Source organism: Acidovorax sp. JHL-3, from assembly GCF_000526295.1.
Classification (GTDB): domain Bacteria; phylum Pseudomonadota; class Gammaproteobacteria; order Burkholderiales; family Burkholderiaceae_C; genus Acidovorax; species Acidovorax defluvii.
Genome location: NZ_JAFU01000001.1, coordinates 2,698,068 through 2,722,367, shown reverse-complemented (window position 1 = coordinate 2,722,367; position 24,300 = coordinate 2,698,068). Strand labels below are relative to the sequence as shown.

22 protein-coding genes are annotated in these 24,300 nt (G+C 64.5%); 16 read left to right on the top strand and 6 right to left on the bottom strand.

The window, feature by feature from the left end; translation table 11 throughout:
* Positions 1–82 precede the first annotated feature (82 nt).
* The 8 genes from K226_RS0112725 (at position 83) to K226_RS0112690 (ending at position 9,238) form a co-directional block, all read left to right on the top strand.
* Positions 83–1,198 (top strand): cell division protein FtsZ, encoded by a 1,116-nt coding sequence (locus tag K226_RS0112725; protein WP_024815180.1) that lies wholly within the window; start codon positions 83–85, stop codon positions 1,196–1,198.
* 14 nt (positions 1,199–1,212) lie between these two features.
* The gene (gene ligA, locus K226_RS0112720) at positions 1,213–3,372 is read left to right on the top strand and encodes an NAD-dependent DNA ligase LigA (protein WP_024815179.1); all 2,160 of its coding nucleotides are present in this window, start codon (positions 1,213–1,215) and stop codon (positions 3,370–3,372) included.
* Positions 3,372–4,304 (top strand): patatin-like phospholipase family protein, encoded by a 933-nt coding sequence (locus tag K226_RS0112715; protein WP_024815178.1) that lies wholly within the window; start codon positions 3,372–3,374, stop codon positions 4,302–4,304. The genes ligA and K226_RS0112715 overlap by 1 nt, the downstream gene beginning before the upstream one ends.
* 66 nt (positions 4,305–4,370) lie before the next feature.
* On the top strand, positions 4,371–6,725 hold the full coding sequence (locus tag K226_RS0112710) for a penicillin-binding protein 1A (protein ID WP_024815177.1): 2,355 nt from the start codon (positions 4,371–4,373) through the stop codon (positions 6,723–6,725).
* 345 nt (positions 6,726–7,070) lie between these two features.
* Positions 7,071–7,625 carry a sigma-70 family RNA polymerase sigma factor gene (locus tag K226_RS0112705; protein WP_024815176.1) on the top strand — a complete coding sequence of 185 codons (555 nt, stop codon included), beginning with the start codon at positions 7,071–7,073 and terminating at the stop codon, positions 7,623–7,625.
* 14 nt (positions 7,626–7,639) lie between these two features.
* Entirely contained in the window at positions 7,640–8,137 is a 498-nt protein-coding gene (locus tag K226_RS0112700; protein ID WP_024815175.1) for a zf-HC2 domain-containing protein, read from the top strand.
* The gene (locus tag K226_RS0112695; RefSeq protein WP_024815174.1) at positions 8,134–8,607 is read left to right on the top strand and encodes a periplasmic heavy metal sensor; all 474 of its coding nucleotides are present in this window, start codon (positions 8,134–8,136) and stop codon (positions 8,605–8,607) included. Before K226_RS0112700 ends, K226_RS0112695 begins: the two co-directional genes overlap by 4 nt.
* 148 nt (positions 8,608–8,755) lie before the next feature.
* Positions 8,756–9,238, top strand: coding sequence for a hypothetical protein (locus tag K226_RS0112690; protein WP_024815173.1), 483 nt, complete (start codon positions 8,756–8,758; stop codon positions 9,236–9,238).
* 59 nt (positions 9,239–9,297) lie between these two features.
* Here K226_RS0112690 and K226_RS0112685 read toward each other — a convergent pair whose 3' ends face one another.
* Both K226_RS0112685 and K226_RS0112680 read right to left on the bottom strand, forming a co-directional pair.
* Positions 9,298–9,849 carry an NUDIX hydrolase gene (locus K226_RS0112685; protein ID WP_024815172.1) on the bottom strand — a complete coding sequence of 184 codons (552 nt, stop codon included), beginning with the start codon at positions 9,847–9,849 and terminating at the stop codon, positions 9,298–9,300.
* A gap of 107 nt (positions 9,850–9,956) precedes the next feature.
* Positions 9,957–10,652 carry a fumarylacetoacetate hydrolase family protein gene (locus K226_RS0112680; protein WP_024815171.1) on the bottom strand — a complete coding sequence of 232 codons (696 nt, stop codon included), beginning with the start codon at positions 10,650–10,652 and terminating at the stop codon, positions 9,957–9,959.
* Positions 10,653–10,913: 261 nt separating this feature from the next.
* On the opposite strand from K226_RS0112680, the gene K226_RS0112675 reads away from it, so the two are divergent.
* The 3 genes from K226_RS0112675 to pgeF are packed head-to-tail and all read left to right on the top strand — an operon-like array spanning position 10,914 to position 12,943.
* Complete coding sequence (locus tag K226_RS0112675) at positions 10,914–11,405, top strand: MarR family winged helix-turn-helix transcriptional regulator (protein ID WP_024815170.1); 492 nt, start codon at positions 10,914–10,916, stop codon at positions 11,403–11,405.
* Positions 11,402–12,070, top strand: coding sequence for a maleylacetoacetate isomerase (gene maiA / locus K226_RS0112670; protein ID WP_024815169.1), 669 nt, complete (start codon positions 11,402–11,404; stop codon positions 12,068–12,070). The genes K226_RS0112675 and maiA overlap by 4 nt, the downstream gene beginning before the upstream one ends.
* A gap of 18 nt (positions 12,071–12,088) precedes the next feature.
* The gene (pgeF, locus tag K226_RS0112665; protein WP_024815168.1) at positions 12,089–12,943 is read left to right on the top strand and encodes a peptidoglycan editing factor PgeF; all 855 of its coding nucleotides are present in this window, start codon (positions 12,089–12,091) and stop codon (positions 12,941–12,943) included.
* Here pgeF and K226_RS0112660 read toward each other — a convergent pair.
* Entirely contained in the window at positions 12,863–13,246 is a 384-nt protein-coding gene (locus tag K226_RS0112660) for a hypothetical protein (protein WP_081739423.1), read from the bottom strand. The two genes, pgeF and K226_RS0112660, sit on opposite strands and share 81 nt — an antisense overlap.
* Before the next feature lie 111 nt (positions 13,247–13,357).
* On the opposite strand from K226_RS0112660, the gene K226_RS0112655 reads away from it, so the two are divergent.
* The 5 genes from K226_RS0112655 to phbB all read left to right on the top strand — a co-directional run bounded on the left by K226_RS0112655 (position 13,358) and on the right by phbB (position 19,688).
* Entirely contained in the window at positions 13,358–15,058 is a 1,701-nt protein-coding gene (locus tag K226_RS0112655; protein ID WP_024815166.1) for an alpha/beta hydrolase, read from the top strand.
* A 92-nt stretch (positions 15,059–15,150) separates the two neighbouring features.
* Positions 15,151–16,329, top strand: coding sequence for an acetyl-CoA C-acetyltransferase (locus tag K226_RS0112650; protein WP_024815165.1), 1,179 nt, complete (start codon positions 15,151–15,153; stop codon positions 16,327–16,329).
* Positions 16,330–16,468: 139 nt separating this feature from the next.
* Positions 16,469–17,917: a methyl-accepting chemotaxis protein gene (locus tag K226_RS20410; RefSeq protein WP_024815164.1), complete on the top strand. Its 1,449-nt coding sequence runs from the start codon at positions 16,469–16,471 to the stop codon at positions 17,915–17,917.
* Positions 17,918–17,955: 38 nt separating this feature from the next.
* Positions 17,956–18,738 (top strand): EAL domain-containing protein, encoded by a 783-nt coding sequence (locus K226_RS0112640; protein ID WP_024815163.1) that lies wholly within the window; start codon positions 17,956–17,958, stop codon positions 18,736–18,738.
* A gap of 212 nt (positions 18,739–18,950) precedes the next feature.
* A complete protein-coding gene (phbB, locus tag K226_RS0112635) occupies positions 18,951–19,688 on the top strand; it encodes an acetoacetyl-CoA reductase (RefSeq protein WP_024815162.1) in 738 nt (245 codons plus the stop codon).
* 377 nt (positions 19,689–20,065) lie between these two features.
* On the opposite strand, the gene K226_RS0112630 is transcribed toward phbB, so the two are convergent.
* The 3 genes from K226_RS0112630 to dapE are packed head-to-tail and all read right to left on the bottom strand — an operon-like array spanning position 20,066 to position 24,278.
* Positions 20,066–22,135, bottom strand: a complete 2,070-nt coding sequence (locus K226_RS0112630; RefSeq protein WP_024815161.1) for an ABC-F family ATP-binding cassette domain-containing protein — start codon at positions 22,133–22,135, stop codon at positions 20,066–20,068.
* Entirely contained in the window at positions 22,135–23,061 is a 927-nt protein-coding gene (gene prmB, locus K226_RS0112625; RefSeq protein ID WP_024815160.1) for a 50S ribosomal protein L3 N(5)-glutamine methyltransferase, read from the bottom strand. Before prmB ends, K226_RS0112630 begins: the two co-directional genes overlap by 1 nt.
* Positions 23,058–24,278 (bottom strand): succinyl-diaminopimelate desuccinylase, encoded by a 1,221-nt coding sequence (gene dapE, locus K226_RS0112620; RefSeq protein WP_024815159.1) that lies wholly within the window; start codon positions 24,276–24,278, stop codon positions 23,058–23,060. Before dapE ends, prmB begins: the two co-directional genes overlap by 4 nt.
* Between the last annotated feature and the right edge of the window lie 22 nt (positions 24,279–24,300).

The window sequence follows — 24,300 nt, the reverse complement described above, 5'->3', positions numbered from 1 at the left end:
TTCGGCGTCCCTGGCATGGGCCGCGCCAGTTTCAAGCGCGGCTGGGCGTGTGCAACGCAACGGATAGCCAAGAATATTTTTTATGAGCACATTGCAACTGAGTCTGGCCATCATCGGCGGCCTGGTGCTGGCCCTGATCGTGGCCTACAACACCTGGACCTCGCGCCGCAACGCGCCCAAGCGCGCCGTGCCGCAAGAGCCCGAGCGCACTGCCGAGCCCGCGCTGCGCCAGGAGCCGGCGTTCGATACCGATGTAGCCGAGCCCGTGGATGGCGGAGCCTTTCACGGCCTGGACCGCGGCCCCGAGCCCGCCAGCCACACGGTGGATGCCGACGATGCCATGGAGCTGCCCGTGCCGCCCTTGCTGCACGAGCGCCGTTTGGGGCTGGACCCGCTGATCGACATCATCGCCACGCTGCAGCCCGAGCAATCGGTGTCGGGCGACGCCGCACTGGCGGCGCTGCCGCCCACGCGCCGCGCGGGCAGCAAGCCCTTTGCCATCGAGGGTTTCAACGAGGTGACGCAGCAGTGGGAGACCCCCGCGCCCGGCCAGCGCTACCAAAGCTTTCAGGCCGGCGTGCAGTTGGCCAACCGCACGGGCGCGCTCAACGAGATCGAGTTTTCGGAGTTTGTGGTCAAGGCCCAGGCGTTTGCCGACGCCATCAATGCGGCGCCCGATTTTCCCGACATGCTGCAGGAAGTGGCCCGCGCCCGCGAACTCGATCAGTTCGCCAGCGACCACGATGCGCAACTGTCTTTCATGCTGCGCGCCCGCCATGCGGCCTGGAGCCCCGGCTACGTGCAGCAAAATGCCGCGCGCGTGGGCTTTGTGGTGGGCGCCATGCCCGGCAGGCTGGTGCTGCCCGCCAGTGCCCCGGGCCTGCCGCCCGTGTTGACGCTGGGCTACGACACGCAGGCCGCGTTGGCCGAAGACCCCGACCAGTCCGCCATCCGCGACATCACCCTGAGCCTGGATGTCGCCCAGGTGCACCGCAGCGAGCAACCCTTTGCCCGCCTGCGCGAGGTGGCCGCCGCCCTGTGCGAGGCCATGGACGGCGTGCTGTGCGACCAAAACGGCACCCCGCTGCCCGCCATGGCCATGGACCCGATTGCCGCCGACCTGGAACTGCTCTATGACCAGCTCGACCAGCGCGAACTGTCAGCTGGTTCGGTGCTGGCGCGGCGTCTCTTTAGCTGAGCCGTTGTGCGGTCATGACCGAGAATTTTGACCTGTTTTCGGCCCAAGAGCCCGTGGATAAAGCGCAGGCAGCTATCAAAATAAAAGCACTGCGCGACCAGCTCAACCACTGGGCACACCAGTATTACGTGCAGGACGCGCCCACCGTGCCCGACGCCGAGTACGACCGCGCCTACCGCGAGCTGCAGGCCCTGGAGGCCGTGCACCCCGGGCTCATCACCCCCGACTCGCCCACGCAGCGCGTGATTGGTGCGGTGATGGACGGCCTGGCGCCCGTGCGCCATGCGGTGCCCATGCTCAGCATCCACACCGAAACCGACACCGAGGCCACCGGCGCGCAGGCATTTGACGCCCGCGTGCGCCGCGAGCTGGGTCTGTCGGATGCCGACCCCGCCATCGAATACGTGGCCGAGCCCAAGTTTGATGGCCTGGCCATGAGCCTGCGCTACGAAAACGGGCGCTTGGTGCAGGCTGCCACGCGCGGCGATGGCGAGGTGGGTGAGGACGTGACGCACAACGTCCGAACCATCCGGCAAATCCCTTTGACCTTGCCAGAAGGCGTACCCCCGTTGCTCGAAGTGCGCGGCGAGGTCTACATGCGCCGCGCCGACTTCGACGCGCTCAACGAGCGCCAGCGCGAGCAGGGCGGCAAGACCTTTGTGAACCCGCGCAACGCCGCTGCGGGGGCCGTGCGCCAACTCGACTCGGGCATTACCGCCCAGCGCCCCCTGAGCTTTTTCGCCTACGGCCTGGGCGCCATCACGCCGCCTGCCGAGGGCGGGCCGGTGTTTCGCACCCATTACGAGATGCTGCAGACGCTGAAATCTTGGGGTTTTCCGGTCGCAGCCCATGTGCAGATTGCGGTGGGTGCTTCTGAATTGATAGCGTTTCACCAGCAGGTGGGTGCCAGCCGCGATGCGCTGCCCTACGACATTGATGGTGTGGTCTACAAGGTCAATTCGCTGCAGCTGCAGCGCGATCTGGGCTTCAAGACCCGCGAGCCGCGCTGGGCCGTGGCGCACAAATACCCTGCGCAAGAGATGGCCACGCGCATCGAGGGCATCGACGTGCAGGTGGGCCGCACCGGCAAGCTCACGCCGGTGGCGCGGCTGGCGCCGGTGTTTGTGGGCGGCGTCACCGTCACCAACGCCACGCTGCACAACCTGTTCGAGATCCGCAAGAAGGGCGTGCGCGTGGGCGACCAGGTGATCGTACGCCGCGCGGGCGACGTGATTCCGGAGGTGGTGGGCGTGATGCCCCCCGAGGGGGCTGGACTCGCCTTGGGGCGGCCCGGCGGAATTGCCGTGCCCGGCCACCGCACCGTTTACGTGCCCAACTTCAAAATGCCCAAAACCTGCCCCGTGTGCGGCAGCGATGTGGTGCGCGAGAAGGGCGAAGCCAACCACCGCTGCACCGGCGGCCTGTTCTGCCCGGCCCAGCGCAAGGAGGCCATCCTGCACTTTGCCGCGCGCCGTGCCATGGACATCGAGGGCCTGGGCGACAAGCTGGTGGACCAGCTCGTGGATGCCAACGTGATCCACACGCTGCCCGACCTGTATCGGCTGGGCCTCACATCCCTCATCGCGCTGGATCGCATGGCCGAAAAGTCGGCGCAAAACGTGCTGGCCGCGCTCGAAAAATCCAAGCAGACCACCTTGCCGCGTTTTCTGTTTGGCCTGGGGCTGCGCCATGTGGGCGAGGCCACGGCCAAAGACCTGGCAAGGCACTTTGGCACGCTGGACGCCATCATGGATGCGAGCGTCGAGCAGCTGCTGCAGGTGCCCGATGTGGGCCCCGTGGTGGCGCAAAGCCTGCACACGTTCTTTCAGCAACCGCACAACCGCGAGGTGGTGGAGCAGCTGCGCGCCTGCGGGGTGACCTGGCCCGAAGGCGCCCCGGCAGAGCGCGCGCCCCAGGTGCTGGCGGGCAAGACCGTGGTGCTGACCGGCACCTTGCCCACCCTGAGCCGCGACGCTGCCAAAGATATGCTTGAAGCCGCCGGTGCCAAGGTGGCCGGCTCGGTCAGCAAAAAAACCAGCTATGTGGTGGCTGGCGAAGACGCGGGCAGCAAGCTGGCCAGAGCGCAGGAACTGGGCGTGCCCGTGCTGGACGAGGCGGGCATGCTGGCGCTGCTGCAGCACGCGGGCGGAACCCCCGCCGCAGAAGGGGCCTGATGGCGTTGTCGCGGCGCGCACCCCGGCTGGGGCTGGCACTGGGCAGCGGCTCGGCGCGTGGCTGGGCGCATATCGGCGTGCTGCAGGTGCTCGACGAGGAGGGAGTGCGCCCCGACATCGTTTGCGGCTCTTCGATTGGCGCGCTGGTGGGGGCCGCCTACGCGGCGGGCGAACTGAATCGTTTTGCCGACTGGGTGCAGGGCCTGGGCATGCGCGATGTATTCGGCTTCATGGACTTCAACCTCACGGGCGGCATGCTCAAGGGCGAAAAGCTGATTGCCTTCTGGCGCCGCAATTTCGCGGACTTTGATATCGAATCGTCGCCCATGCTTTTTGGGGCTGTGGCCACCGATCTGCATTCGGGCGCTGAAGTGTGGCTGCGCCATGGCTCCATCGCCGACGCGGTGCGTGCCTCTATTGCGCTGCCGGGCCTGTTCACGCCCGTGGCGCGGGCAGACGGGAGGCTGCTGGTGGATGGCGGCATCGTCAATCCCGTGCCCACGTCGCTGGCGCGCGCCATGGGGGCGGACATCGTGATTGGTGTAGACCTGAACTCCGACATCCTGCACCGCCACATGCAGCCGCTGGCCGTGGTGCAGACGCCTGCACCAGATTCCGACGCGGTGCCCGAGCCCGAGCCACCCAAGAGCAGCGGCTGGATGCAGCGCCTCACACCCTGGCGCGCCGACGAGCCCGCAGCGGCTGATGTGCAGCGGGTGCCGTCAATGCTGGACGTGGTGATGACCAGCGTTGCCATCATGCAGATGCGCATCACCCGCAGCCGCATGGCCGGCGATCCGCCCGAGGTGGTGGTGGCGCCTGCGCTGGCCAACCTGGGGCTGCTGGATTTTCATCGCGCCAGCGAGGCCATCGAAGAAGGCCGCCGCGCCGCCAAGGCCAGCTTGCCGCAACTGCGGCGCTTCATGGGCTAACGCTCCTATATTAATAGCGTGTACCGCTTGATACATAAGCGCTAGCGGCGCTTTTATACTGTTCTCATGTCGCTTTTTGAATCCCTTTCAGTGCGCTGGGTTGCGCTGCGCTCCGCGCTGGCCCGCCTGGTGCGCCGGCCCGAACGTCTGGTGTCGCTGCACAGCCTGGTGTGGCTGCTCGCCGCTTTGCCGCTGGCGCTGCTGCTGTATGCGGTGGCGCTGGTGCCCTTCACCCCGGGCATTGGCGATATCCGCAAGGCCAAGACCGAGCAGCCCGCGCAGCTCATGTCGGCCGACGGCAAGCTGCTGGCCGAATACCGCTGGGCCAACCGCGAGTGGGTGGCGCTCGACCAGATTTCATCGAACGTGGTGAATGCGCTCATCGCCACCGAAGACCACCGTTTCTATGACCACTGGGGCCTGGACTGGCGGCGCACGGCGTCGTCGGTGGTGCTCACGCTGCGGGGCGACCCTCAGGGCGGCTCGACCATCACGCAGCAGCTGGCGCGCAACCTTTTCCCCGAGGAAATCGGCCGCTCGCGCACCGTCACGCGCAAGCTCAAGGAGGCGATCACGGCGCTGAAGATCGAGGCGACCTACTCCAAGGACGAGATCCTTGAAACCTATCTCAACACCGTGCCGTTTCTTTACAACGCGTTTGGCATCGAGATGGCTGCGCGCACGTATTTCGACAAGTCGGCCGACAAGCTCAATGTGCTGGAAAGCGCCACGCTGATCGGCATGCTCAAGGGCACGGCTTATTACAACCCGGTGCTCAATCCCGAGCGCGCACTGGCGCGGCGCAACACCGTGCTGTCGCAAATGCTCAAACGCGGCAAGCTGGAGCAAAAGCAGTTCGATGCCCTGAAAAAGCGCCCGCTGCGCGTCAACTTCGAGCGACAGACCGAGGTGATGGGCCCGGCTCCGCACTTTGCGATGCAGTTGCGCAAGCAGCTCATCGGCTGGGCGGACGCCAATGGCTACAACCTGTATGCCGACGGGCTGGTGATTCGCTCCACCATTGATTCGCGCCTGCAAAACTATGCCAACCAGGCCGTGGCCCGCCAGGGGCGCCAGTTGCAGGACGTGGCCGACAAGGCGTGGGCCCGCCGCGATGGCTGGGGCCCCGGCAACGAGCTGGTGCTGGCGCTGGTGCGCGAAAGCGCCGAATACCGCGCCGCGCAGGAAAAAGGCACACCGCCCGATGAAGCACTGCACACCCTGCTGGCCGATGACAGCTTCATGCTCAAGCTGCGCCGAGAAAAAACGCGCGTGCAGGCGGGTTTTCTGGCGCAGGACCCGGTTACCGGCCATGTGCTGGCGTGGGTGGGCAGCCGTGACTTTGGCATTGACCCGTACGACCATGTGGCGGCCGCGCGCCGCCAGCCAGGCTCCACGTTCAAGCCCTTTGTGTACGGGGCCGCTTTTGCCCAGGGGGCATCACCCAACGATGCGCTGATGGACTCGGCCGTTGAAATCCCGCTGGGGGGCGGCCGTGTATGGCGGCCCACCGACGGCCGCGCGCCCAGCGAGGAACCCATGACACTGGCCGATGGCCTTGCTTACTCAAAAAACACCATCACCGCCCAGCTGATGCAGCAGGTGGGCCCCGCCCGCGTGGCCGAGGTGGCGCGCGCGCTGGGCGTGCGGCAGTCCCCGCTCGAAGAAGTGCCCTCGCTGGCGCTGGGCACGAGCCCCGTCACCTTGAAGGAGATGATTGCGGCCTATTGCAGCATCGTGAACCTGGGCCGCTACGTCGAGCCTGTGCTCATCACCCGCATCGAAGACAAAAACGGCAAGGTGCTGGAGACATTTGCCCAGTCCACGCCCGAGCCCGTGTTTGACGCCCGCGCCGCCCAGACCCTGCGCAACACCATGCGCGGCGGGGTAGACCGGGGCACGGCCACGGCGATCCGTTCGCGCTATGGCATCCAGGCCGATGTGGCGGGCAAGACCGGCACCACCCAGGACAACACCGACGGCTGGTTCATCCTGATGAACGCCCGCGTGGTGGCGGGCGCCTGGGCGGGCTTCAACGACGGCCGCATCACGCTGCGCAGCGACTACTGGGGGCAGGGCGCACGCAGCGCACTGCCGATGGTGGGCGAGTTCATGCAGCAGGGGCTGCGCGCCAGGGTGATCAATGGCAACGAGAGGTTTGTGGATGAGTTTGCGCCGGTAGAGCTGCCACCGCCGCCAGATGCACCGCTGGACAGCGTGCGTGACTGGATTCGCGGGCTGTTCGGCGGCGGTGAGTCACGGTCTGCGCCGCCAGCGCCACCAGCGCTCCCACCGGGCACCTTGCCCCCGGTGACCACCGACGATGCGCCATCCGTTCAGTTCACGCCGATGGTTCCGCCGCCCCCACCACTTGTTCCGTTAACGCCAGCCACGCCTGCGCAGGACTGGGTGGGAGGGTGAGCTGTTGAGCGGTATGCCAACGCTGCGGGTGCATTGAATGTCGATGCAACGCAGACCAAACCGGCCGCCGTTGTGGTCGCTGAAATTGGCTAGCAGCTTTTATTGCATCACGTATCCGCATCCCGCAACACTTGCGACCTTGCCCCCGCACCTCGCTTGTGGTGAAAGGCAGGCTGTCGTGGTTTCGCAGCCCGGGCTAACCAGGCCGTGCGGATCCCCCGGCACACAGCGGCCTTCTGATGTCCATCTACATGCCAGGATGCGGACGCGCCTAGCACCAGAGCCCGGAGTCACAAAATTACATGGAACATTCCGGCCACCCGCGCGTTGAAGCCCTCGTTCACCATGGGAATCTGCAGCCACCTCAATGACGAAGAATGCGCCGCGCACGCACAGCGGGGTGATCGCGCAGCGTTTTCGGAGCTGGTGGCCCGTTTTCAGAATCGCATCTACCGCTTCTTAGTGCGGCTCACGCGGTCGCCCGATGATGCGCTGGAGTTGACGCAGGAGACGTTTTTGCACGCCTACCAGGCGCTGGCGCGCTGGACACCCGACGCCCGGTTCAGCACCTGGCTGTTTCGCATTGCCCGCAACCTGGCGTTTGACTGGCTGCGGCGCGGCAAGCGCGTGGCCTTTGTGCCGTGGGACGAAGACCAAGCCGCCAGCCACCCCGACCCCGCACCGGCGCCCGATGCCGTGCTGGAGACGGCGCAGCGCTTCCAGGGCCTGGAGAAAGCCCTGGCGCGTCTGCCGCCAGAGCACCGCGAGATCCTGCTGCTGCGGGAGATTGAAGAAATGTCCTATGAAGACATTGCCGCCGTGCTTCAACTGAACATCGGCACCGTCAAGTCGCGCATCGCACGGGCGCGCGACGGGTTGCTGGAAAAAATGCCGCGCTGAATGGAGACCTTGCCATGACCTGCCCCCGCCACGACGATCTGTCCGCCTATGCGGACGACATGGTGCAACCCGCCGAGCGCGTCCGCCTGCGCCAGCACCTTGCGGGCTGCCCGGCGTGCCAGCACCGGCTTGATGCCATCACCACCCTGGGCCAGCGCTTGCGAGCCTTGCCGTCGCCCCCGCTCGGCGTGGACCTGGCCGGGCAGTGGAACGAACCACAGCCCGAGCCACCGGCTGGGCCTTTGCGCACCCCGCCGCAGGGGCGGCGACCCGCGCGCCCTGATGCGGGCCGCTCGGGCAGGGTGGTCTGGTCGAACTGGCTGGGCTGGATGCCTGCGGGGTTGGCGAGCGGGCTGGCCCTGGCCTCGGGTGTCTGGCTGGGCGGCCTGCTGCTGGGGGGCGGTGCCGCCACGGTGCCAAGTGCCGCCTTGGTGCGGGTGTTCGACCCCGTGCCTCCAGGTGGCCTGTGTGCTGCCGCCGAAATTTGCCGTATCCAGAGAGGAATGCCATGAACCGTCGCAGCGTACCCGCATGGCTTTTGGCCGCATCGCTGGCCCTGAATGCAGGCATCGTGGTGGCCGTGGCCCTGCAGCAGTGGCAGCCACCACCCAAGGCGCAGGCCATGCAGCCAAGTCCCGTGAACCTGCCGGATTACCTGGAGCTGAGCGCCGAACAACGCCAGCGCTGGCAACAGCTTGAGCCAAATTTTCTGCGCGACGTGACCGCGAATTGGGCCGAGATCCGCCGCCACCGCGAGGCGCTGGTGCGGCACATCTTTGCCAATGAGCCGCAGCGCGCCGCCATCGACGCCGAGCAGGCTCGCATTGCCGCCTTGCAGGATGCACAGCAGCAGCGTGTGATTGCGCAACTGCTGGCCGAGCGCGCGTTGCTGGATGACGGGCAGCGTGCGCGGCTGATGGCGCTGCTGCTCAGCCGCTATGCCCAGGAATCGTCCGAAGAGGAGTTGCTGCACCGCGATTGATTGCCGCGCAAGCTCGCCGGGCCGGGGCCGCCAGACGGTGGCTGACAAAAGATGCAAAATAGATGGAACATTTGTCTGCGCCAGTCGTTTGAAACAACAAGGCCTGGCACTTGTCGGCCCCTTGTGTTCAACCCACTGGAGTCATTCGATGAAATCCCCCCTGTACCTTCTGCTCGCCGCTGCCCTGACCCTGCCTGTTGCCGCGCTGGCCGCCGGCCCGTCTGCCCATGACCATGGCACGGGTGAGCCCCAAAAAGTCGAGCTCAACGCTGGCAAGAAATGGCAGACTGATGCCCCGCTGCGCCAGGGCATGGGCGCCATGCGCAAGGCAGTCAACCACACGCTGCCGCTGGCCCATGCAGGCAAGGCGCAGGCCGCCGACTACGACGCCTTGGGTGCAGAAGTCTCCAGGCAGGTCGCGTACATCGTGGAAAACTGCAAGCTTGATCCGAAGGCCGATGCCCAGTTGCACATCGTGATCGGCGAGATCCTGGGCGGCGTGGATGCCGCACAAGGCAAGGAAGGCGACAAGGCGCGCGCTGCCGGGGTGGTGAATATTGCCCAGGCGCTCAACACCTACGGCCGCCATTTCGATCACTCCGGCTGGCAATCCATCCCGATGCCCCATTGATCGACCATCGAATGAGCGCCTGAGCGCCTCGTTGCCCTGGCGGGGTCCGGGGCAAGCGGCTATTCCACGTCGATGCAGTGCAGCCCGAAGCTGCCACGGCGCCGGTCCGCAAAGTAGGCTTCCAGCGTTTCTTTGACGGTGCGAAACGCCAGCTCGTCCCATGGCACCTCGGCTTCGGTGAACAGCCGCGCCTCGATGGTTTCATAGCCGGGGTTGAACTGGTCGCTGAGCAGCCGGGCGCGGTAAAACAGGTGCACCTGGCCTACGCGGCGCACGTTCAGCAGGCTGAACAGCGGGCCCATCTCGATCTGGGCGCCGGCTTCCTCGTCGGTTTCGCGGGCCGCGCCCTGGGCCGTGGTTTCATCCAGCTCCATGAACCCGGCGGGCAGCGTCCACTTGCCCCAGCGCGGCTCGATGTTGCGCTTGCACAGCAGCACCCGGCCATCGGTGAACTCGGGCACGGTGCCCACCACGTTCAGCGGGTTTTCGTAGTGCACGGTGTGGCAGGCGGGGCATACGGCGCGCTGCTTGGTGTCGCCGTCGTCGGGCAGGCGGTAGGCAACGGCCGTGCCGCAGTCGCGGCAGTGTTTGATCGGGCTGCGAAAGGTCATGCCAGAAATATAAGTCAAATAGGCCGCTAGCGCTTATGGTTAAAGCGCAGGCAGCTATTAAAATTGAAGTGAAGTGAGTTGAAGTGAATGCAGGCGCTGCTGGGCGCCTACACCACGCTCAGGCGCAGCGGGGTGAGGCCGTCCACGCCGCCTTCCAGTGTGTCGCCGCGCACCACGGCGCCCACGCCTTCGGGGGTGCCGGTGTAGATCAGGTCGCCGGGGGCCAGCTCCCAGGCGGCCGACAGGTGCTCGATGGTTTCGGCAATGTTCCAGATGAGCTGGGCCACGGTGCTGCGCTGGCGGTCGGCGCCATTGACCTGCAGCCAGATGGCGGCCTTGGCGATGTCACCCGCCTGATCGACGGGAGTGATGGGGCCAATGGGGGCGCTGGCGTCAAAGCCCTTGCCAATGCACCAGGGGCGGCCCTGTTTTTTCATGTCGTTTTGCAGGTCGCGGCGCGTCATGTCCAGGCCCACGGCATAGCCGTAGATGTGCTGCAGCGCATCGGCCGCCTTGATGTTTTTGCCGCCCTTGCCAATGGCCACCACCAGTTCAATCTCGTGGTGCAGGTTGGCCGTGAGGCTGGGGTAGGGCAGCAGGCCGGTTTCGCCGGCATCGACCACCACGATGGCGTCGGCCGGTTTCATGAAAAAGAACGGCGGCTCGCGACCGGTGAAGCCCATTTCCTTGGCGTGCTCTTCGTAGTTGCGGCCCACGCAGTAGATGCGGTGCACCGGGAAGCGGTCGCCAGAGCCCACAACGGGCACGCTGGCTAAGGGCGCGGGAGAAAAAACATAGCTCATGTCAGTCTTTCTGCTTCAAGATGGGTCCTGGTGGTTTGCAATCCACGCGGTCACGGTGTTGCTGCGCCTTGCCGTGCATATGCAGTTTCTGCGGCTCTGTGCTTGATAGCTTGATACTCACGTTTCTTGCAACACCTTATCAATGGTGCGGGGGCGTTGGCGCGGTGGGCTGTGGTGATACCGTCGCGCTGCGCGGCCTCGTCCTGCTGCAGTGTGCCACGGGGCCGGTGTGTCTGCTGGGGGGAGGCTACACTCGCGCCCATGGCACAGAGCTTCGATTTCTATCAGGCGCCAGGCCACCTTGTCCGGCGCGCACACCAGCGCGCCGTGGCACTTTTCATGGAAGAAACGGCCGGTTTTGACGTGACGCCGGTGCAGTTCGCCATCCTCAATGAATTGATCGACCGGCCCGGCGAAGACCAGGTCACCCTGGCGGCCCGGGTGGCATTTGATGCCGCCACATCGGGATCGGTGATTGGCCGCCTGGAGGCGCGCGGCTGGGTCCGGCGTGTGCCCGACATGCGTGACCGGCGGCGCAAGCTGTTGTGGGTCACCTCCGCAGGCGAAGCCGCTGCGCTGCAGATGCGCGGCGCGGCCCAGCGGGTCCAGGAGCGCCTCATGGCGCCGTTGTCTGACGCTGAAGCGGTGCAGCTCAAGGCCTTGCTGGCCAAGCTGGTGTTCAGCCCGGCAGCAGCTGCCGATGCCCATCGTCCCTGCCAGCCCCCTGGTGCGCCCCCGCTCTCCAGCCCATGAAGCTTTTCAACTACTTTCGCTCGTCGGCGTCGTTTCGCGTGCGCATCGCGCTGCAGCTCAAGGGGCTTGGCTACGACTACATCCCGGTGCACCTGGTGCGCCGCGAGCACCATGACCCGGCCTACACGGGCCGGGTAGGCGATGCGCTGGTCCCCACCTTGCTGACCGACGACGGCGTGGCGCTGTCGCAGTCCATGGCCATCATCGAATACCTCGATGAAACCCATCCGTCGCCGCCCTTGCTGCCCGCCGAGCCGCTGGCCCGGGCCCAGGTGCGGGCTTTGGCCCAGATGGTGGCGTGCGAAATGCACCCACCCAACAACCTGCGGGTGCTGAACTATCTGGTGCAAACGCTGAAGGTGGACGAAGCCGGCAAGAACGCCTGGTACAGCCACTGGGCCCGCAGCGGGCTGGAGGCCTTCGAGCGCCAGTTGGTGCTGCTGGCGCAGCAGCGCGCAGCGCAGGGCCTGGCACCGTCCGTGTCTTGCTGGGGCGCTGCCCCCACGCTGGCCGACTGCTGCCTGGTGCCGCATGTGTTCAATTGCCAGCGTTTCAACGTCCCTTTGCAAGGCCTGCCGCTGACCATGGCCGCCTTTGCTGCCTGCATGGCGCTGCCCGCATTTCAGCAGGCGCAGCCCTCGGCCTGCCCCGACTACCAGCCATGAACAAGGCATGACCAAGCCATGACCCAGCCCCCCCGCATTCCCCGCGACTGGCTGCAGCCGCAATGGCCGGCGCCTGCCGGTGTGCGCGCCCTGTGCACCACGCGGGCGGGCGGTGTCAGCACCGGCCCCTGTGCCAGCCTGAACCTGGGCAGCCATGTGGGCGATGATCCCTCGGCAGTGCAGGCCAATCGGCAGCGGCTGCAGGCGGTGGTGCAGGGCGCCACCCCGGGCGCCCGGGCCGTGTTTCTGAACCAGGTGCACGGCACGGCGGTGGCCACCATCAACCCCGCCACGCCCGACGGCACCGAGGCCGATGCCTGCGTGGCCACGCAGCCGGGCGCGGTCTGCACCATCATGGTGGCCGATTGCCTGCCCGTGCTGCTGGCCCATGGCTCGGGCGCGGTGGTGGGCGCGGCCCACGCGGGCTGGCGCGGGCTGGCCGGAACAGGCGGGGTGGGTGTTCTGGAGGCAGTTTTTGAGCGTTTTAAGGCTCTAGTCCTTTCTGATAAAGCGCTAGCAGCTATCAAAAATGAAGCAAATGGAATGCTGGCAGCGCACACGATGGCATGGCTGGGGCCCTGCATTGGCCCTACCGCCTTTGAGGTGGGCGCAGAAGTGCGCGAGGCTTTTTGCAGCCATCACCCGGCCGCCTTGGCGTGCTTTGTGCCACTGGGCCAAGGCAAGTTTCTGGCCGATCTGGCGGGGCTGGCGCGTCTGCGGCTGCGCGCGCTGGGCGTTACGCAGATCTATGGCAACGACAGCACGGCACCCTGGTGCACCGTGGGCAATGCCTCACGGTTCTTTTCGTACCGGCGCGACCAGCTGGCTCTCGGCGGCAGCGGCCGCATGGCTGCCTGCATCTGGCGCGACTGAGCCGGCTGTCTCCGCACCCGGCGTTGTCCCCGCAACCGGTGGCTGGGGCGTTTGCCCGTGCGATTGGCTGTGCGTTTGCGCCGCCAGCTTCTCGTCATAAGCGGCCTGCTCGGCCTGATCGCGTGCCCGCAGGGCCCGCTTGCGCGACGGCGTGCCCAGGATATACGCCACGATGCCCATCGGCAGCAGCCCATACAGCACAAACGTGAAGAAAGCGCCCAGCACGCTGCCGGTGCTGCTGGTGGCTTCGGCCACCGCCATCATGAGGGTGACATACAGCCAGGTGATGATTACAAGGTACATGAGCAAAGGAGCAAAAGAGCGAAAGACGCTGGTGAACATTGCCTTGCGGCAGCAGGTGGGCAACAATGGTGCCGAGACCCCGTGCGATCGACCAACCATTGAGGAAGCAGCATGAATTCTGAAGCACTCTGGGCTCAAGGCGCCCAGCAATTCCAGCAGATTTTCGGGGATAGCTGGACAAAGGCATTGCAGTCCTTCCAGTCTGCCGACGTGGCGGGCGGCATGCCAGGGGCCGCGCCCCTGCAGTTTTCCTCGACCAAGCTGCAGGCGCTGCAACAGCAATATCTTCACGATGCCAAGGAATTGTGGGCCCAGGGCCTGCAGGCCGCCCCCGAAATCAAAGACCGCCGTTTCACGGGCGAAGGCTGGGCTGCCAACCCGGTGGCCACTTTTTCAGCCGCCGCCTACCTGCTCAACGCCCGCACCCTGATGGGCCTGGCCGACGCGGTGGAGGCCGACGCAAAGACCCGTGCCCGCATCCGCTTTGGCGTAGAGCAATGGATGGCCGCCATGGCGCCCAGCAATTTTTTGGCCTTCAATGCCGAGGCGCAGAAGAAAGCCATTGAGACCAAAGGCGAGAGCATTGCCAAAGGCATGCAGAACTTGTTGCACGACATCACCCAGGGCCATGTGTCGATGACCGACGAAAGCCTGTTCGAGGTGGGCCGCAACGTGGCCACCACCGAGGGCGCCGTGGTGTTTGAAAACGAGCTGTTCCAGCTGCTCGAATACAAGCCGCTCACCACCAAAGTGTTCGAGCGCCCGTTTTTGCTGGTGCCGCCGTGCATCAACAAGTTCTACATCCTCGATCTGCAGCCCGAAAACTCGCTGATCCGCTATGCCGTGGAACAGGGCCACCGCACCTTTGTGGTGAGCTGGCGCAACCCCGACGATTCCCTGGCCCACAAAACCTGGGACGACTACGTGGAAGACGGCGTGATGGCCGCCATCGACGTGGTGCAAAACATCACCTCCGCCGAACAGATCAATGCCCTGGGCTTTTGCGTGGGCGGCACCATCCTGAGCAATGCGCTGGCCGTGCTGGCAGCGCGCGGCGATGAGCCCGTGGCCAGTGCCACCTTTTTGACCACGCTGATCGACTTCACCGACACCGGCATCCTGGATGTGTTCATCGACGAAGGGATGGTGAAGTACCGCGAGATGCAGCTGGGCAAAGGCGGCCTCATGAAAGGGCAGGACCTGGCCTCGACCTTCAGCTTCTTGCGCCCCAATGATCTGGTGTGGAACTACGTGGTGGGCAACTACCTCAAGGGCGAAACGCCGCCACCCTTTGACCTGCTTTACTGGAACAGCGACAGCACCAACCTGCCGGGCCCGTTCTACGCCTGGTACCTGCGCAACTTCTATCTCGAAAACAACCTGGTCAAGCCCGGCAAGCTCACCGTGTGCGGCGAGAAGATGGATCTTTCCAATCTTACGCTGCCGGTTTATGTCTACGGCTCGCGCGAAGACCACATCGTGCCCATCAACGCCGCCTACGCGTCCACCCAGGTGCTACCCGGCAAAAAACGCTTTGTGATGGGCGCCTCGGGCCATATCGCCGGGGTCATCAACCCGCCCGCCAAAGGCAAGCGCAGCCACTGGATTCGCGCCGACGGCAAGCTGCCCGCCACCCTCGACCAATGGCTGGAAGGCGCCACCGAGCACCCTGGCAGCTGGTGGACCGACTGGTCCGGCTGGCTCAAGGGCCATGCCGGCAAGCAGATTGCAGCGCCCAAGGGCTACGGCAAAGGGGCACGGTTCAAGGCCATCGAGCCGGCCCCCGGCCGCTATGTCAAGGAAAAGGCATGATTTCAAAGCGCTAAAAATGGCTGCGAGAATCTGAAAGCACCCGCCGGGGCACGAACGCCCCCCCGCACCGATCCACCTCGAAAGGACTATCCATGGAAGACATCGTCATTGTTTCAGCCGCCCGCACCGCCGTGGGCAAATTTGGTGGCGCACTGGCCAAGACCCCCGCCACCGAACTGGGCTCCATCGTGATCCGCGAGGCCATCGCGCGCGCCGGGCTCTCATCCGACCAGATCGGTGAAGTCATCATGGGCCAGGTGCTGGCGGCAGGCGTGGGTCAAAACCCCGCGCGCCAGGCCTCCATGAAGGCGGGCGTGGCCAAGGAAACGCCCGCCCTCACCATCAACGCAGTGTGTGGCTCGGGACTCAAATCGGTCATGCTGGCCGCCCAGGCCGTGGCCTGGGGCGACAGCGAGATCGTGGTGGCCGGCGGCCAGGAAAACATGAGCCTCTCGCCCCACGTGCTCAACGGCTCGCGTGATGGCCAGCGCATGGGCGACTGGAAGATGGTCGACTCGATGATCGTCGATGGCCTGTGGGATGTGTACAACCAGTACCACATGGGCATCACGGCCGAAAACGTGGCCAAGGCCTATGGCATTACCCGTGATATGCAGGACGCGCTGGCCCTGGGTAGCCAGCAAAAGGCTGCTGCCGCGCAAGACGCAGGCAAATTTGCCGACGAAATCGTGGGTGTGAGCCTGGCCCAGAAAAAGGGCGACCCCATCCTCTTCAATGCCGACGAATACCTGAACCGCAAAACCAATGCCGAAGTGCTGGCCGGTCTGCGCCCGGCTTTCGACAAGGCGGGCACCGTGACGGCAGGCAACGCCTCGGGCATCAACGACGGCGCCGCTGCCGTGGTGGTGATGACCGCCAAGAAAGCAGCAGCCCTGGGCCTCAAGCCGCTGGCGCGCATTGCCGCCTTTGGCACCAGCGGTCTCGACCCGGCCACCATGGGCATGGGCCCGGTGCCTGCTTCTCGCAAGGCCTTGCAACGCGCCGGCTGGAATGCCGCCGACGTGGACCTGTTCGAGTTGAATGAAGCTTTTGCTGCCCAGGCCTGTGCGGTCAACAAAGAACTGGGCATTGACCCTGCCAAGGTCAACGTGAACGGGGGTGCCATTGCCATTGGTCACCCCATTGGCGCGTCCGGTTGCCGCATTCTGGTGACGCTGCTGCATGAAATGCAGCGCCGCGATGCCAAGAAGGGCTTGGCTGCCCTGTGCATTGGCGGTGGCATGGGCGTGTCCCTGGCGCTGGAGCGCTGAGCACTCCTGCGCTTCCAGGCACCAGAAGAAGCCGCGGTGACACGCGGCTTTTTTTTGTCCCTATGGGATGGGTGAATGTGAAGGATGGATTTATACCAATAAGTTACAATAAAAACACATTGGTGCAAATTGCGAATTTATGTCCTCGTCATCCTTCTCCCCAGCTTCCGAAAAATCTGTATCCACCCCTGTAGACAGCGCCTTGCTGGGTGACCGCGTGATGCTGGCCGCGATTGCACTGAGTGCCATCGCGGCGGTGGTCCTGGGGCTGCGGTTTGTGGATTCGGTGCTGGCTCTGGTGGCTTCGGGCGCCTTGGTCTTGATTGCGGGTGTGGCCTACGGCACGGCACGGGGCACTCTGGCTTCGCGCTTGGTGCTGGCTTTTGTGCAGGTGGGTCTGGTGGCGCTGCATATCCAGCTGGCGCAGGGCATGCTGGAGTTTCACTTTGGCGTGTTCGTCACGCTGGCCTTGCTGCTGGTGTACCTCGACTGGCGCCCCATTGTGTGGGCCGCACTGCTGTTTGCCGTGCACCATGTGCTGTTTGACCGTCTCCAGGCGGCGGGCTTCGGTGTGTATTGCATGACCAGCCCCGATTTTGGACGGGTGGTGCTGCATGCGGTATATGTGGTGATCCAGACCATGCTGGAGGTAATTTTGGCCGTGAACATGGGACGCACCGCCCGCGAGTCGCTGGAGCTGCAGCGCCTGTCTGCTGCCCTGGTGCGGGGCGACCAGATTGCCCTGGATGTCTCTCACATGGTGGTCGAAACACCGGGTGGAAGGGCGCTCAAGCAGGCGCTGGAGCGCATGCATGAAACCGTTGCAACGGTTCAGGAAGCCGCCACCAGCATGGCGCTGGCGTGCCAGGAGATTGCCATGGGCGCACAAGACCTGTCGGTGCGCACCGAAGACACCGCGGGCAACCTGCAGGCAACGTCTGCCAGCATGGAGCAACTTACCGGCACGGTGCGCCAGTCTGCCAACGCTTCGGAGCAGGCCAATGCCCTGGCGGTGTCGGCTGCCGGCGTGGCACGGCACGGGGGCGAAGTGGTGGGGCGGGTGATCCACACCATGCGCGAGATCAATGAGGGCTCGGCCCGCATTGCGGATATCACGGGGGTCATCGATTCCATCGCCTTTCAGACCAACATCCTGGCGCTCAATGCCGCCGTGGAAGCCGCCCGTGCGGGCGAACAGGGGCGCGGGTTTGCTGTGGTGGCCACCGAGGTGCGCAGCCTGGCGCAGCGCTCTGCGCAGGCAGCCCGCGAGATCAAGGTGCTCATTGACAGCTCGGTGCAAAAAGCGTCGGCGGGGGGGCAACTGGCCGACGAAGCGGGCCGCACCATGTCGGAGATCGTGGGCTCGGTGCAGCAGGTCAGTGCCATGATGGGCGAGATCCATGCGGCTGCGCGCGACCAATCGGCCGGCATTGCCCAGATCAACCAGTCGGTAGGGCAGCTCGACCAGATGACGCAGCAGAACGCCGCGCTGGTGGAGGAATCTGCCGCCGCCGCAGGCACCGTGACCGAGCAGGCCCAGCGGCTGGCCAAGGTGGTTGCGGTATTTGCCCTGTCGCGGGGTGCGTGAACCCGCCATCACCGCCTCTGGCTGGATATCATGACCCCATGATTTCTACTGTTTTTGCCCAACCGTTTGAGCCCTTGGGCTGTGCTGCCTGCCGCGACAAGACCCAGCTTCCCTTTGATTTCACGATGGCGTTCCAGCCCATCATGGATTTGCATTCCGGGCGCCCATTTGCCTACGAGGCGCTGGTGCGCGGTGTGGACGGACAGTCTGCGGCCACGGTGCTGTCGTGGGTGGATGACGCCCACCGCTATCGGTTTGACCAGGCATGCCGGGTGAAAGCCATCGAATTGGCCTCGCGCCTGGGCCTGGCCGCATTGCCCCAGTGCCGCCTCAGCATCAATTTCTTGCCCAACGCGGTGTACCGTGCAGAAACCTGTATTCGCGCCACCATGGAGGCGGCCAAGGAATTCCATTTTCCGCACGACCGCATCATGTTTGAAGTGACCGAGGGCGAGCAGGTGACCAACGGCGCCCACCTCAAGGCCATCTTCAATGAATACCGCCGCCAGGGGCTGATCACCGCGATTGACGATTTTGGTGCGGGTTATGCGGGGCTGAACATGCTGGTTCAGTTCCAGCCCCATGTGCTGAAGATAGACATGGAGCTGATCCGCAATATCGACCAGGATCCCGTGCGCCAGGCCATCGTGTCGGGCATTGCGCTGGTGTGCGATCGCCTGGGCATCGACATCGTGGCCGAAGGCATCGAGACGGCACAAGAATCCGAGCACCTGCTGGCGGCGGGCATCCACTACCAGCAGGGCTATCTGTTTGCCAAACCGGGCTGGGAAACCTTGCCGCTGGCCGTTGGTGGCATTTGATGCAGCCAGTGCACGCTCAAGGCCCTTTCAACAACAGATGCATGACCCTGCGGCCTTCCTCTCGGAGGCTGCACGCAGGGCTGAACACACGGGTTTTGGCTGTGCCAGATGCGTCGCTGCGGAAAAACAGCGGATTCAGTGTTTTCCTTCACGACAGTGCATCAATTGTTGGGTAGAGTGGCGTTGAGCACCTTACAACCAGGAGAAATCACATGAGCAAAAAAGTAGCGTATGTCACGGGTGGCATGGGCGGTATCGGCACCGCCATTTGCCAGCGTCTGCACAAAGAAGGGTTCACCGTCATCGCCGGTTGCGGCCCCACACGTGATTTCACGAAATGGCTGGACGAGCAAAAGGCGCTGGGCTACACCTTTCACGCCTCAGTGGGCAATGTGGGCGACTGGGATTCCACCGTCGAGGCCTTCACCAAGACCAAGGCGGAGCACGGTTCGATCGATGTGCTGGTCAACAACGCCGGCATCACGCGCGATCGCATGTTCCTCAAAATGACCCGCGAGGACTGGGACCAGGTGATCGAGACCAACCTCAACAGCATGTTCAACGTTACCAAGCAGGTGGTGGCCGACATGGTGGAAAAGGGCTGGGGCCGCATCATCAACATCAGCTCGGTCAACGGCGAAAAAGGCCAGGCAGGGCAAACCAACTACTCGGCCGCCAAGGCCGGCATGCACGGCTTCAGCATGGCCCTGGCGCAAGAGCTGGCCACCAAGGGCGTGACGGTGAACACCGTGAGCCCAGGCTACATCGGCACCGACATGGTCAAGGCCATTCGCCCCGATGTGCTGGAAAAGATCGTGGCCACCGTGCCCGTCAAGCGGCTCGGTGAGCCCAGCGAGATCGCCTCCATCATTGCCTGGCTGGCCTCGGAAGAGGGCGGCTACGCCACGGGAGCTGACTTCTCGGTCAATGGCGGCCTGCACATGGGCTGACGCAGCGGCCGGTGCAGACAACAAAAAACCCCGCAATGCGGGGTTTTTTGTTGAGAGGAACATGAATGAAGGGGCTGCCGCCGCCATTGTGATGGGCGGCTGCCACGCCCTCAAAAGCGGGCCGGTGCGCGCTTGCGGTCGCGTTCGTCTTCGGGCCAAGCGGACAAGATTGCGGTGGTATTCATACTGGAAAACTCCTGTGATGTACCAACAACGCGCTCACTTGGCGCTTGGTTGACCGGCAAACGCAAAAAAATGCAACCGGATGAGCCTTAGCCTCAACAAAAATCGTTGCTTCAAGATTAATAGCATTCACCGCAGGTCTTTATTGGTGAAAAGCCAGAAAACTATTGCACTCGATTACAAGGTTTTACGTTTCAAGCGCTGGTGCCCACGCCCAGTTCTTCCAGCCCGGCGGAAATTTCCAGCCAGCGTTCTTCCAGCTGGGCGGTCTCGTCGTGACCGGCTTTCAGGCGTCGGCCAAGGTCTGCGATTTCGGCGGGCGGCAGTGGCTGGGTGAGCCGCTGCTCCAGGTCGGCCCGCTCTGCAACCAGGGCAGACAGGCGTTGGTCGATCTGTTCGAGCTCGCGTTTCAGGGGGCGTGTTTTTTCTGCCAGCTGCTGTCGTGTCTGGGCATCCTGCTTGCGCTGCTCTTTCGCGTCGACTGCGGGTTTGGCATCATTTTGGCCTCTAGCGCTTATCTGGTCTGCGCTAGCAGCTATTGAAACGGGAGCAATAGCCACGGGTTTGGCGGCGGCCACGGCAGGCGCCGGTGCTGCGGCCTTGAGCGCCGCGCTTTCGGCTGCGGCCTCCAGCTTGGCCAGTTCACGTTGGCGCTTGGCTTCATCGAGCAGGTAGCGCTGGTAATCATCGAGGTCGCCGTCAAACGGCCCCACGGCGCCCCGACCCACCATCCAGAACTCGTCGCACACGGCGCGCAACAGGGCGCGGTCGTGGCTGACCAGCATGACGGTGCCTTCAAACTCGTTGAGCGCCATCGACAGCGCCTCGCGCGTGGACAGGTCCAGGTGATTGGTGGGCTCGTCCAGCAGCAGCAAGTTGGGCCGCTGCCAGACGATCATGGCCAGCACCAGGCGGGCTTTTTCGCCGCCGCTCATACTGCCCACGCTTTGCTTGACCATGTCGCCGGTGAAGTTGAATGTGCCCAGATAGCTGCGCAGGTCTTGTTCGCGGCTCGATTCGCGGCTGTTGGGGCCCAGCTCGCGCGCCAGGCGGATCATGTGCTCCAGCGGGTTCTCATGCGGGCGCAGCACGTCCAGCTCCTGCTGGGCAAAGTAGCCGATCGACAGGCCCTTGCCTTCGGTCACGGTGCCGGCCAGCGGCGCCATGGTGCGGGCAATGGTCTTGACCAGCGTGGACTTGCCCTGGCCGTTGGCACCCAGAATGCCGATGCGCTGGCCTGCCAGCACGCTGCGGCTGACGTTTTGCAGGATGGTGGTTTCGGCACAGTCTTCGCTGCGGTAGCCAAACGATGCGTCGCTGATGGCCAGCATCGGGTTGGGCAGGTTTTGTGGCTCCTTGAATTCGAAGGTGAATTCGGCGTCGGCCAGCACGGGCGCGATCTTTTCCATGCGGTCAAGCGCCTTGACGCGGCTTTGCGCCTGCTTGGCCTTGCTGGCCTTGGCCTTGAAGCGGTCAATGAACTTCTTGAGGTGGGCGATTTTTTCCTGTTGTTTGGAAAAGCTGGCCTGCTGCAATTCGAGCTGCTGGGCGCGCAGATCTTCAAACTTGCTGTAGTTGCCGCCATAGCGCGTGATCTGCGCGTTGTCGATGTGCATGGTGACGTTGGTCACGGCATCGAGGAACTCGCGGTCGTGGCTGATGACGATCATCGTGCCTTCGTAGCGCTTGAGCCAGGCTTCCAGCCAGACCAGGGCATCGAGGTCCAGGTGGTTGGTGGGCTCGTCGAGCAGCAGCAGATCGGAGGGGCACATCAGCGCGCGGGCCAGTTGCAGGCGCATGCGCCAGCCACCCGAGAAGCTGTTGACGGGCTTGTCCAGCTCGGACACCTTGAAGCCCAGACCCAGGATGAGTGCTTGCGCGCGGGGTTCGGCATCGTGTGCGCCGGCATCGGCCAGGTCGGTGTAGGCGTGGGCAATGGCCATGCCGTCGTCTGCGGCCTCGGCTTTGGCCAGCTCGGCCTGCAGATCGGTCAGGCGCGTGTCGCCTGCCACCACGAAGGCGGTCGCGGGCTCGTCGGTTTCGGGCATGTTCTGCGCCACCTGCGCCATGCGCCACTGCGTGGGGATGTAGAAATCGCCGCCGTCTTCGTGCAGAGAGCCGTTGAGCAGGGCAAACAGGCTGGATTTTCCGGCACCGTTGCGGCCCACCAGGCCGGCTTTTTCACCGGGGTTGATGGTGGCGTTGACGCCATTGAGCAGCACCTTGGCGCCGCGGCGCAAGGTGACATTTTTAAGAGTGATCATCAGGAAGAGAAAAATGCAACCAGGGCTTGGCGTGTTGCCAAAAGCACCTGATCTTCGCCCGCGCTGGTATCTATCCAGTACACAGGCAGCTGCCCGAAGGCGGCTTCAAAGTGGGAACGCTCGTTGCCGATTTCGAGAACGAGCACCGCATTTTCGCTCATGCGGGCGGGAGCGTCCTGAAGCAGCTGGCGAATGAAGTCCATGCCATCGGCACCGCCCGCCAGCGCGAGGGTGGGTTCCGCCCGGTATTCGGCGGGCAATTGCGCCATGCTGGCCGCGTTCACATAGGGTGGATTGCAAAGAATCAGGTCCCACGGGCCGGGTAGCTGGGCCAGGCCATCCGACAACTGCAGCGAGATGCGGTCTTGAAGGCCATGCTGGTCCACATTGATGCGGGCCACGGCCAGTGCGTCGGGCGAGATGTCGGCGCCCGTGACTTCGACGTCAGGCCAGGCCATGGCCGCCAGAACGGCCAGGCTGCCGTTGCCGGTACACAAATCGAGCACGCGGCGCGTGTGCTCGCCCAGAAAATCATCGATGCTGCCATCGGCCAGCAACTCGGCAATGAAGCTGCGTGGCACGATGGCGCGCTCGTCCACGTAAAACGGCACGCCTTGCAGCCATGCCTCGCGGGTGAGGTAGGCAGCGGGTTTGCGGGTGCGAATGCGCTCGTCAAAAAGTGTAGCTACCAGCGCAAGCTCATCGGGCGCTACAGCCTTCTTTGCCACTGAATCGGGGCGATCGCCCAGGTCACTGTCCAGCGGCAACCCCAGTCGCCACAGCACCAGCCAGGCAGCCTCGTCGTGGGCATTGGTGGTGCCATGCCCGAAGGAAACGCCAGCGGCGGTGAGCAGATCGGCGCCGGACTGCACGAGCGCGGCCACGGTGCCGCCTTGCAGGGCGGGCAGGGCGGAGTTGCCGGTCATTCTGTGGCCGCCTGTGCGGTGGCCGCCTGTGTGGCCGCTGGTGTCGTGCTGGCCTGGCGGTTCAGGTTTTCGAGGGTGCGGCGGTAGATGTTTTTGAGGGGCTCGATGTCGGCCACCACCACATGCTCGTCGATCTTGTGGATGCTGGCGTTGGGCGGGCCCAGTTCAATCACCTGCGGGCAGATCTGTGCGATGAAACGGCCGTCGCTGGTGCCACCGGTGGTGGACAGCTCGGTGGTGATGCCGGTTTCGGCCAGGATGGCCTGCTGCACTGCCGTGACGAGGTCGCCCGGCGTGGTCAGAAAGGGCTGGCCGCCCAGCGTCCACTGCAGGTCGTATTCGAGGCTGTGGCGGTCCAGCAGGCTGTATACGCGCTGCTTGAGCCCTTCGGCCGTGGATTCGGTGGAGAAGCGGAAATTGAAGTCCACCACCACCTCGCCCGGGATCACATTGCTGGCGCCGGTGCCGCCGTGCATGTTACTGATCTGCCAGCTGGTGGGCGGAAAGAAGGCGTTGCCCCTGTCCCACTCGGTGGCAGCCATTTCGGCCAGCGCCGGCAGGGCCTGGTGGATGGGGTTGCGCGCCAGTTGCGGGTAGGCGATGTGGCCCTGGATGCCGCGCACGGTGAGCTTGCCGCTGAGCGTGCCGCGACGGCCGTTCTTGATCATGTCGCCCGTTTGTTTGACCGATGTGGGTTCGCCCACGATGCAGTAGTCCAGCGTTTCGCCACGGGCTTTGAGTTGCTCCACCACCACTTTGGTGCCGTCAATCGAAGGGCCTTCCTCGTCGCTGGTCAGCAGGAACGCGATGGAAATCTGTGGGTCTGGGTGAGCGGCCAAAAATTCTTCCACCGCCACGACGAAAGCGGCGATGGAGGTTTTCATGTCACTGGCGCCGCGGCCAAAGAGCTTGCCGTCCTTGTGCGTGGGCGTGAAAGGGTGACTGCCCCACTGCGCCAGCGGGCCGGTGGGTACCACGTCGGTGTGCCCGGCAAATACTATTGTTTTAATAGCTGCTTGCGCTTGCTGCGTATGGGCTGCAGGCCTTTTTGACCACAAGTTGCTGACACGAAAGCTGTCGGGCCCGCTGTCCAGGCGTTCGCAGACAAACCCCAGCGGTGCCAGGCGTGCCGCGAGCACGTCGAGGCAGCCTGCATCCTCGGGCGTGATGGAGGGAAGGGAGATGAGCTGTTCGGCCAGGTGCAGGGTGCGGGACATCAGAAAAAGCAGGGGAAACCGG

Bases quoted from the DNA above. Each gene is read 5' to 3' on its own strand.
- K226_RS0112680 (WP_024815171.1), bottom strand. From the start codon at position 10,652: ATGAGCTATGTTTTTTCTCCCGCGCCCTTAGCCAGCGTGCCCGTTGTG.
- K226_RS0112725 (WP_024815180.1), top strand. From the start codon at position 83: ATGAGCACATTGCAACTGAGTCTGGCCATCATCGGCGGCCTGGTGCTG.
- K226_RS0112705 (WP_024815176.1), top strand. From the start codon at position 7,071: ATGGGAATCTGCAGCCACCTCAATGACGAAGAATGCGCCGCGCACGCA.
- K226_RS0112710 (WP_024815177.1), top strand. From the start codon at position 4,371: ATGTCGCTTTTTGAATCCCTTTCAGTGCGCTGGGTTGCGCTGCGCTCC.
- ligA (WP_024815179.1), top strand. From the start codon at position 1,213: ATGACCGAGAATTTTGACCTGTTTTCGGCCCAAGAGCCCGTGGATAAA.
- K226_RS0112700 (WP_024815175.1), top strand. From the start codon at position 7,640: ATGACCTGCCCCCGCCACGACGATCTGTCCGCCTATGCGGACGACATG.
- dapE (WP_024815159.1), bottom strand. From the start codon at position 24,278: ATGTCCCGCACCCTGCACCTGGCCGAACAGCTCATCTCCCTTCCCTCC.
- phbB (WP_024815162.1), top strand. From the start codon at position 18,951: ATGAGCAAAAAAGTAGCGTATGTCACGGGTGGCATGGGCGGTATCGGC.
- K226_RS0112695 (WP_024815174.1), top strand. From the start codon at position 8,134: ATGAACCGTCGCAGCGTACCCGCATGGCTTTTGGCCGCATCGCTGGCC.
- K226_RS0112640 (WP_024815163.1), top strand. From the start codon at position 17,956: ATGATTTCTACTGTTTTTGCCCAACCGTTTGAGCCCTTGGGCTGTGCT.
- K226_RS0112630 (WP_024815161.1), bottom strand. From the start codon at position 22,135: ATGATCACTCTTAAAAATGTCACCTTGCGCCGCGGCGCCAAGGTGCTG.
- K226_RS0112690 (WP_024815173.1), top strand. From the start codon at position 8,756: ATGAAATCCCCCCTGTACCTTCTGCTCGCCGCTGCCCTGACCCTGCCT.
- pgeF (WP_024815168.1), top strand. From the start codon at position 12,089: ATGACCCAGCCCCCCCGCATTCCCCGCGACTGGCTGCAGCCGCAATGG.
- K226_RS0112715 (WP_024815178.1), top strand. From the start codon at position 3,372: ATGGCGTTGTCGCGGCGCGCACCCCGGCTGGGGCTGGCACTGGGCAGC.
- K226_RS20410 (WP_024815164.1), top strand. From the start codon at position 16,469: ATGTCCTCGTCATCCTTCTCCCCAGCTTCCGAAAAATCTGTATCCACC.
- K226_RS0112685 (WP_024815172.1), bottom strand. From the start codon at position 9,849: ATGACCTTTCGCAGCCCGATCAAACACTGCCGCGACTGCGGCACGGCC.
- K226_RS0112675 (WP_024815170.1), top strand. From the start codon at position 10,914: ATGGCACAGAGCTTCGATTTCTATCAGGCGCCAGGCCACCTTGTCCGG.
- K226_RS0112650 (WP_024815165.1), top strand. From the start codon at position 15,151: ATGGAAGACATCGTCATTGTTTCAGCCGCCCGCACCGCCGTGGGCAAA.
- K226_RS0112655 (WP_024815166.1), top strand. From the start codon at position 13,358: ATGAATTCTGAAGCACTCTGGGCTCAAGGCGCCCAGCAATTCCAGCAG.
- maiA (WP_024815169.1), top strand. From the start codon at position 11,402: ATGAAGCTTTTCAACTACTTTCGCTCGTCGGCGTCGTTTCGCGTGCGC.
- K226_RS0112660 (WP_081739423.1), bottom strand. From the start codon at position 13,246: ATGTACCTTGTAATCATCACCTGGCTGTATGTCACCCTCATGATGGCG.
- prmB (WP_024815160.1), bottom strand. From the start codon at position 23,061: ATGACCGGCAACTCCGCCCTGCCCGCCCTGCAAGGCGGCACCGTGGCC.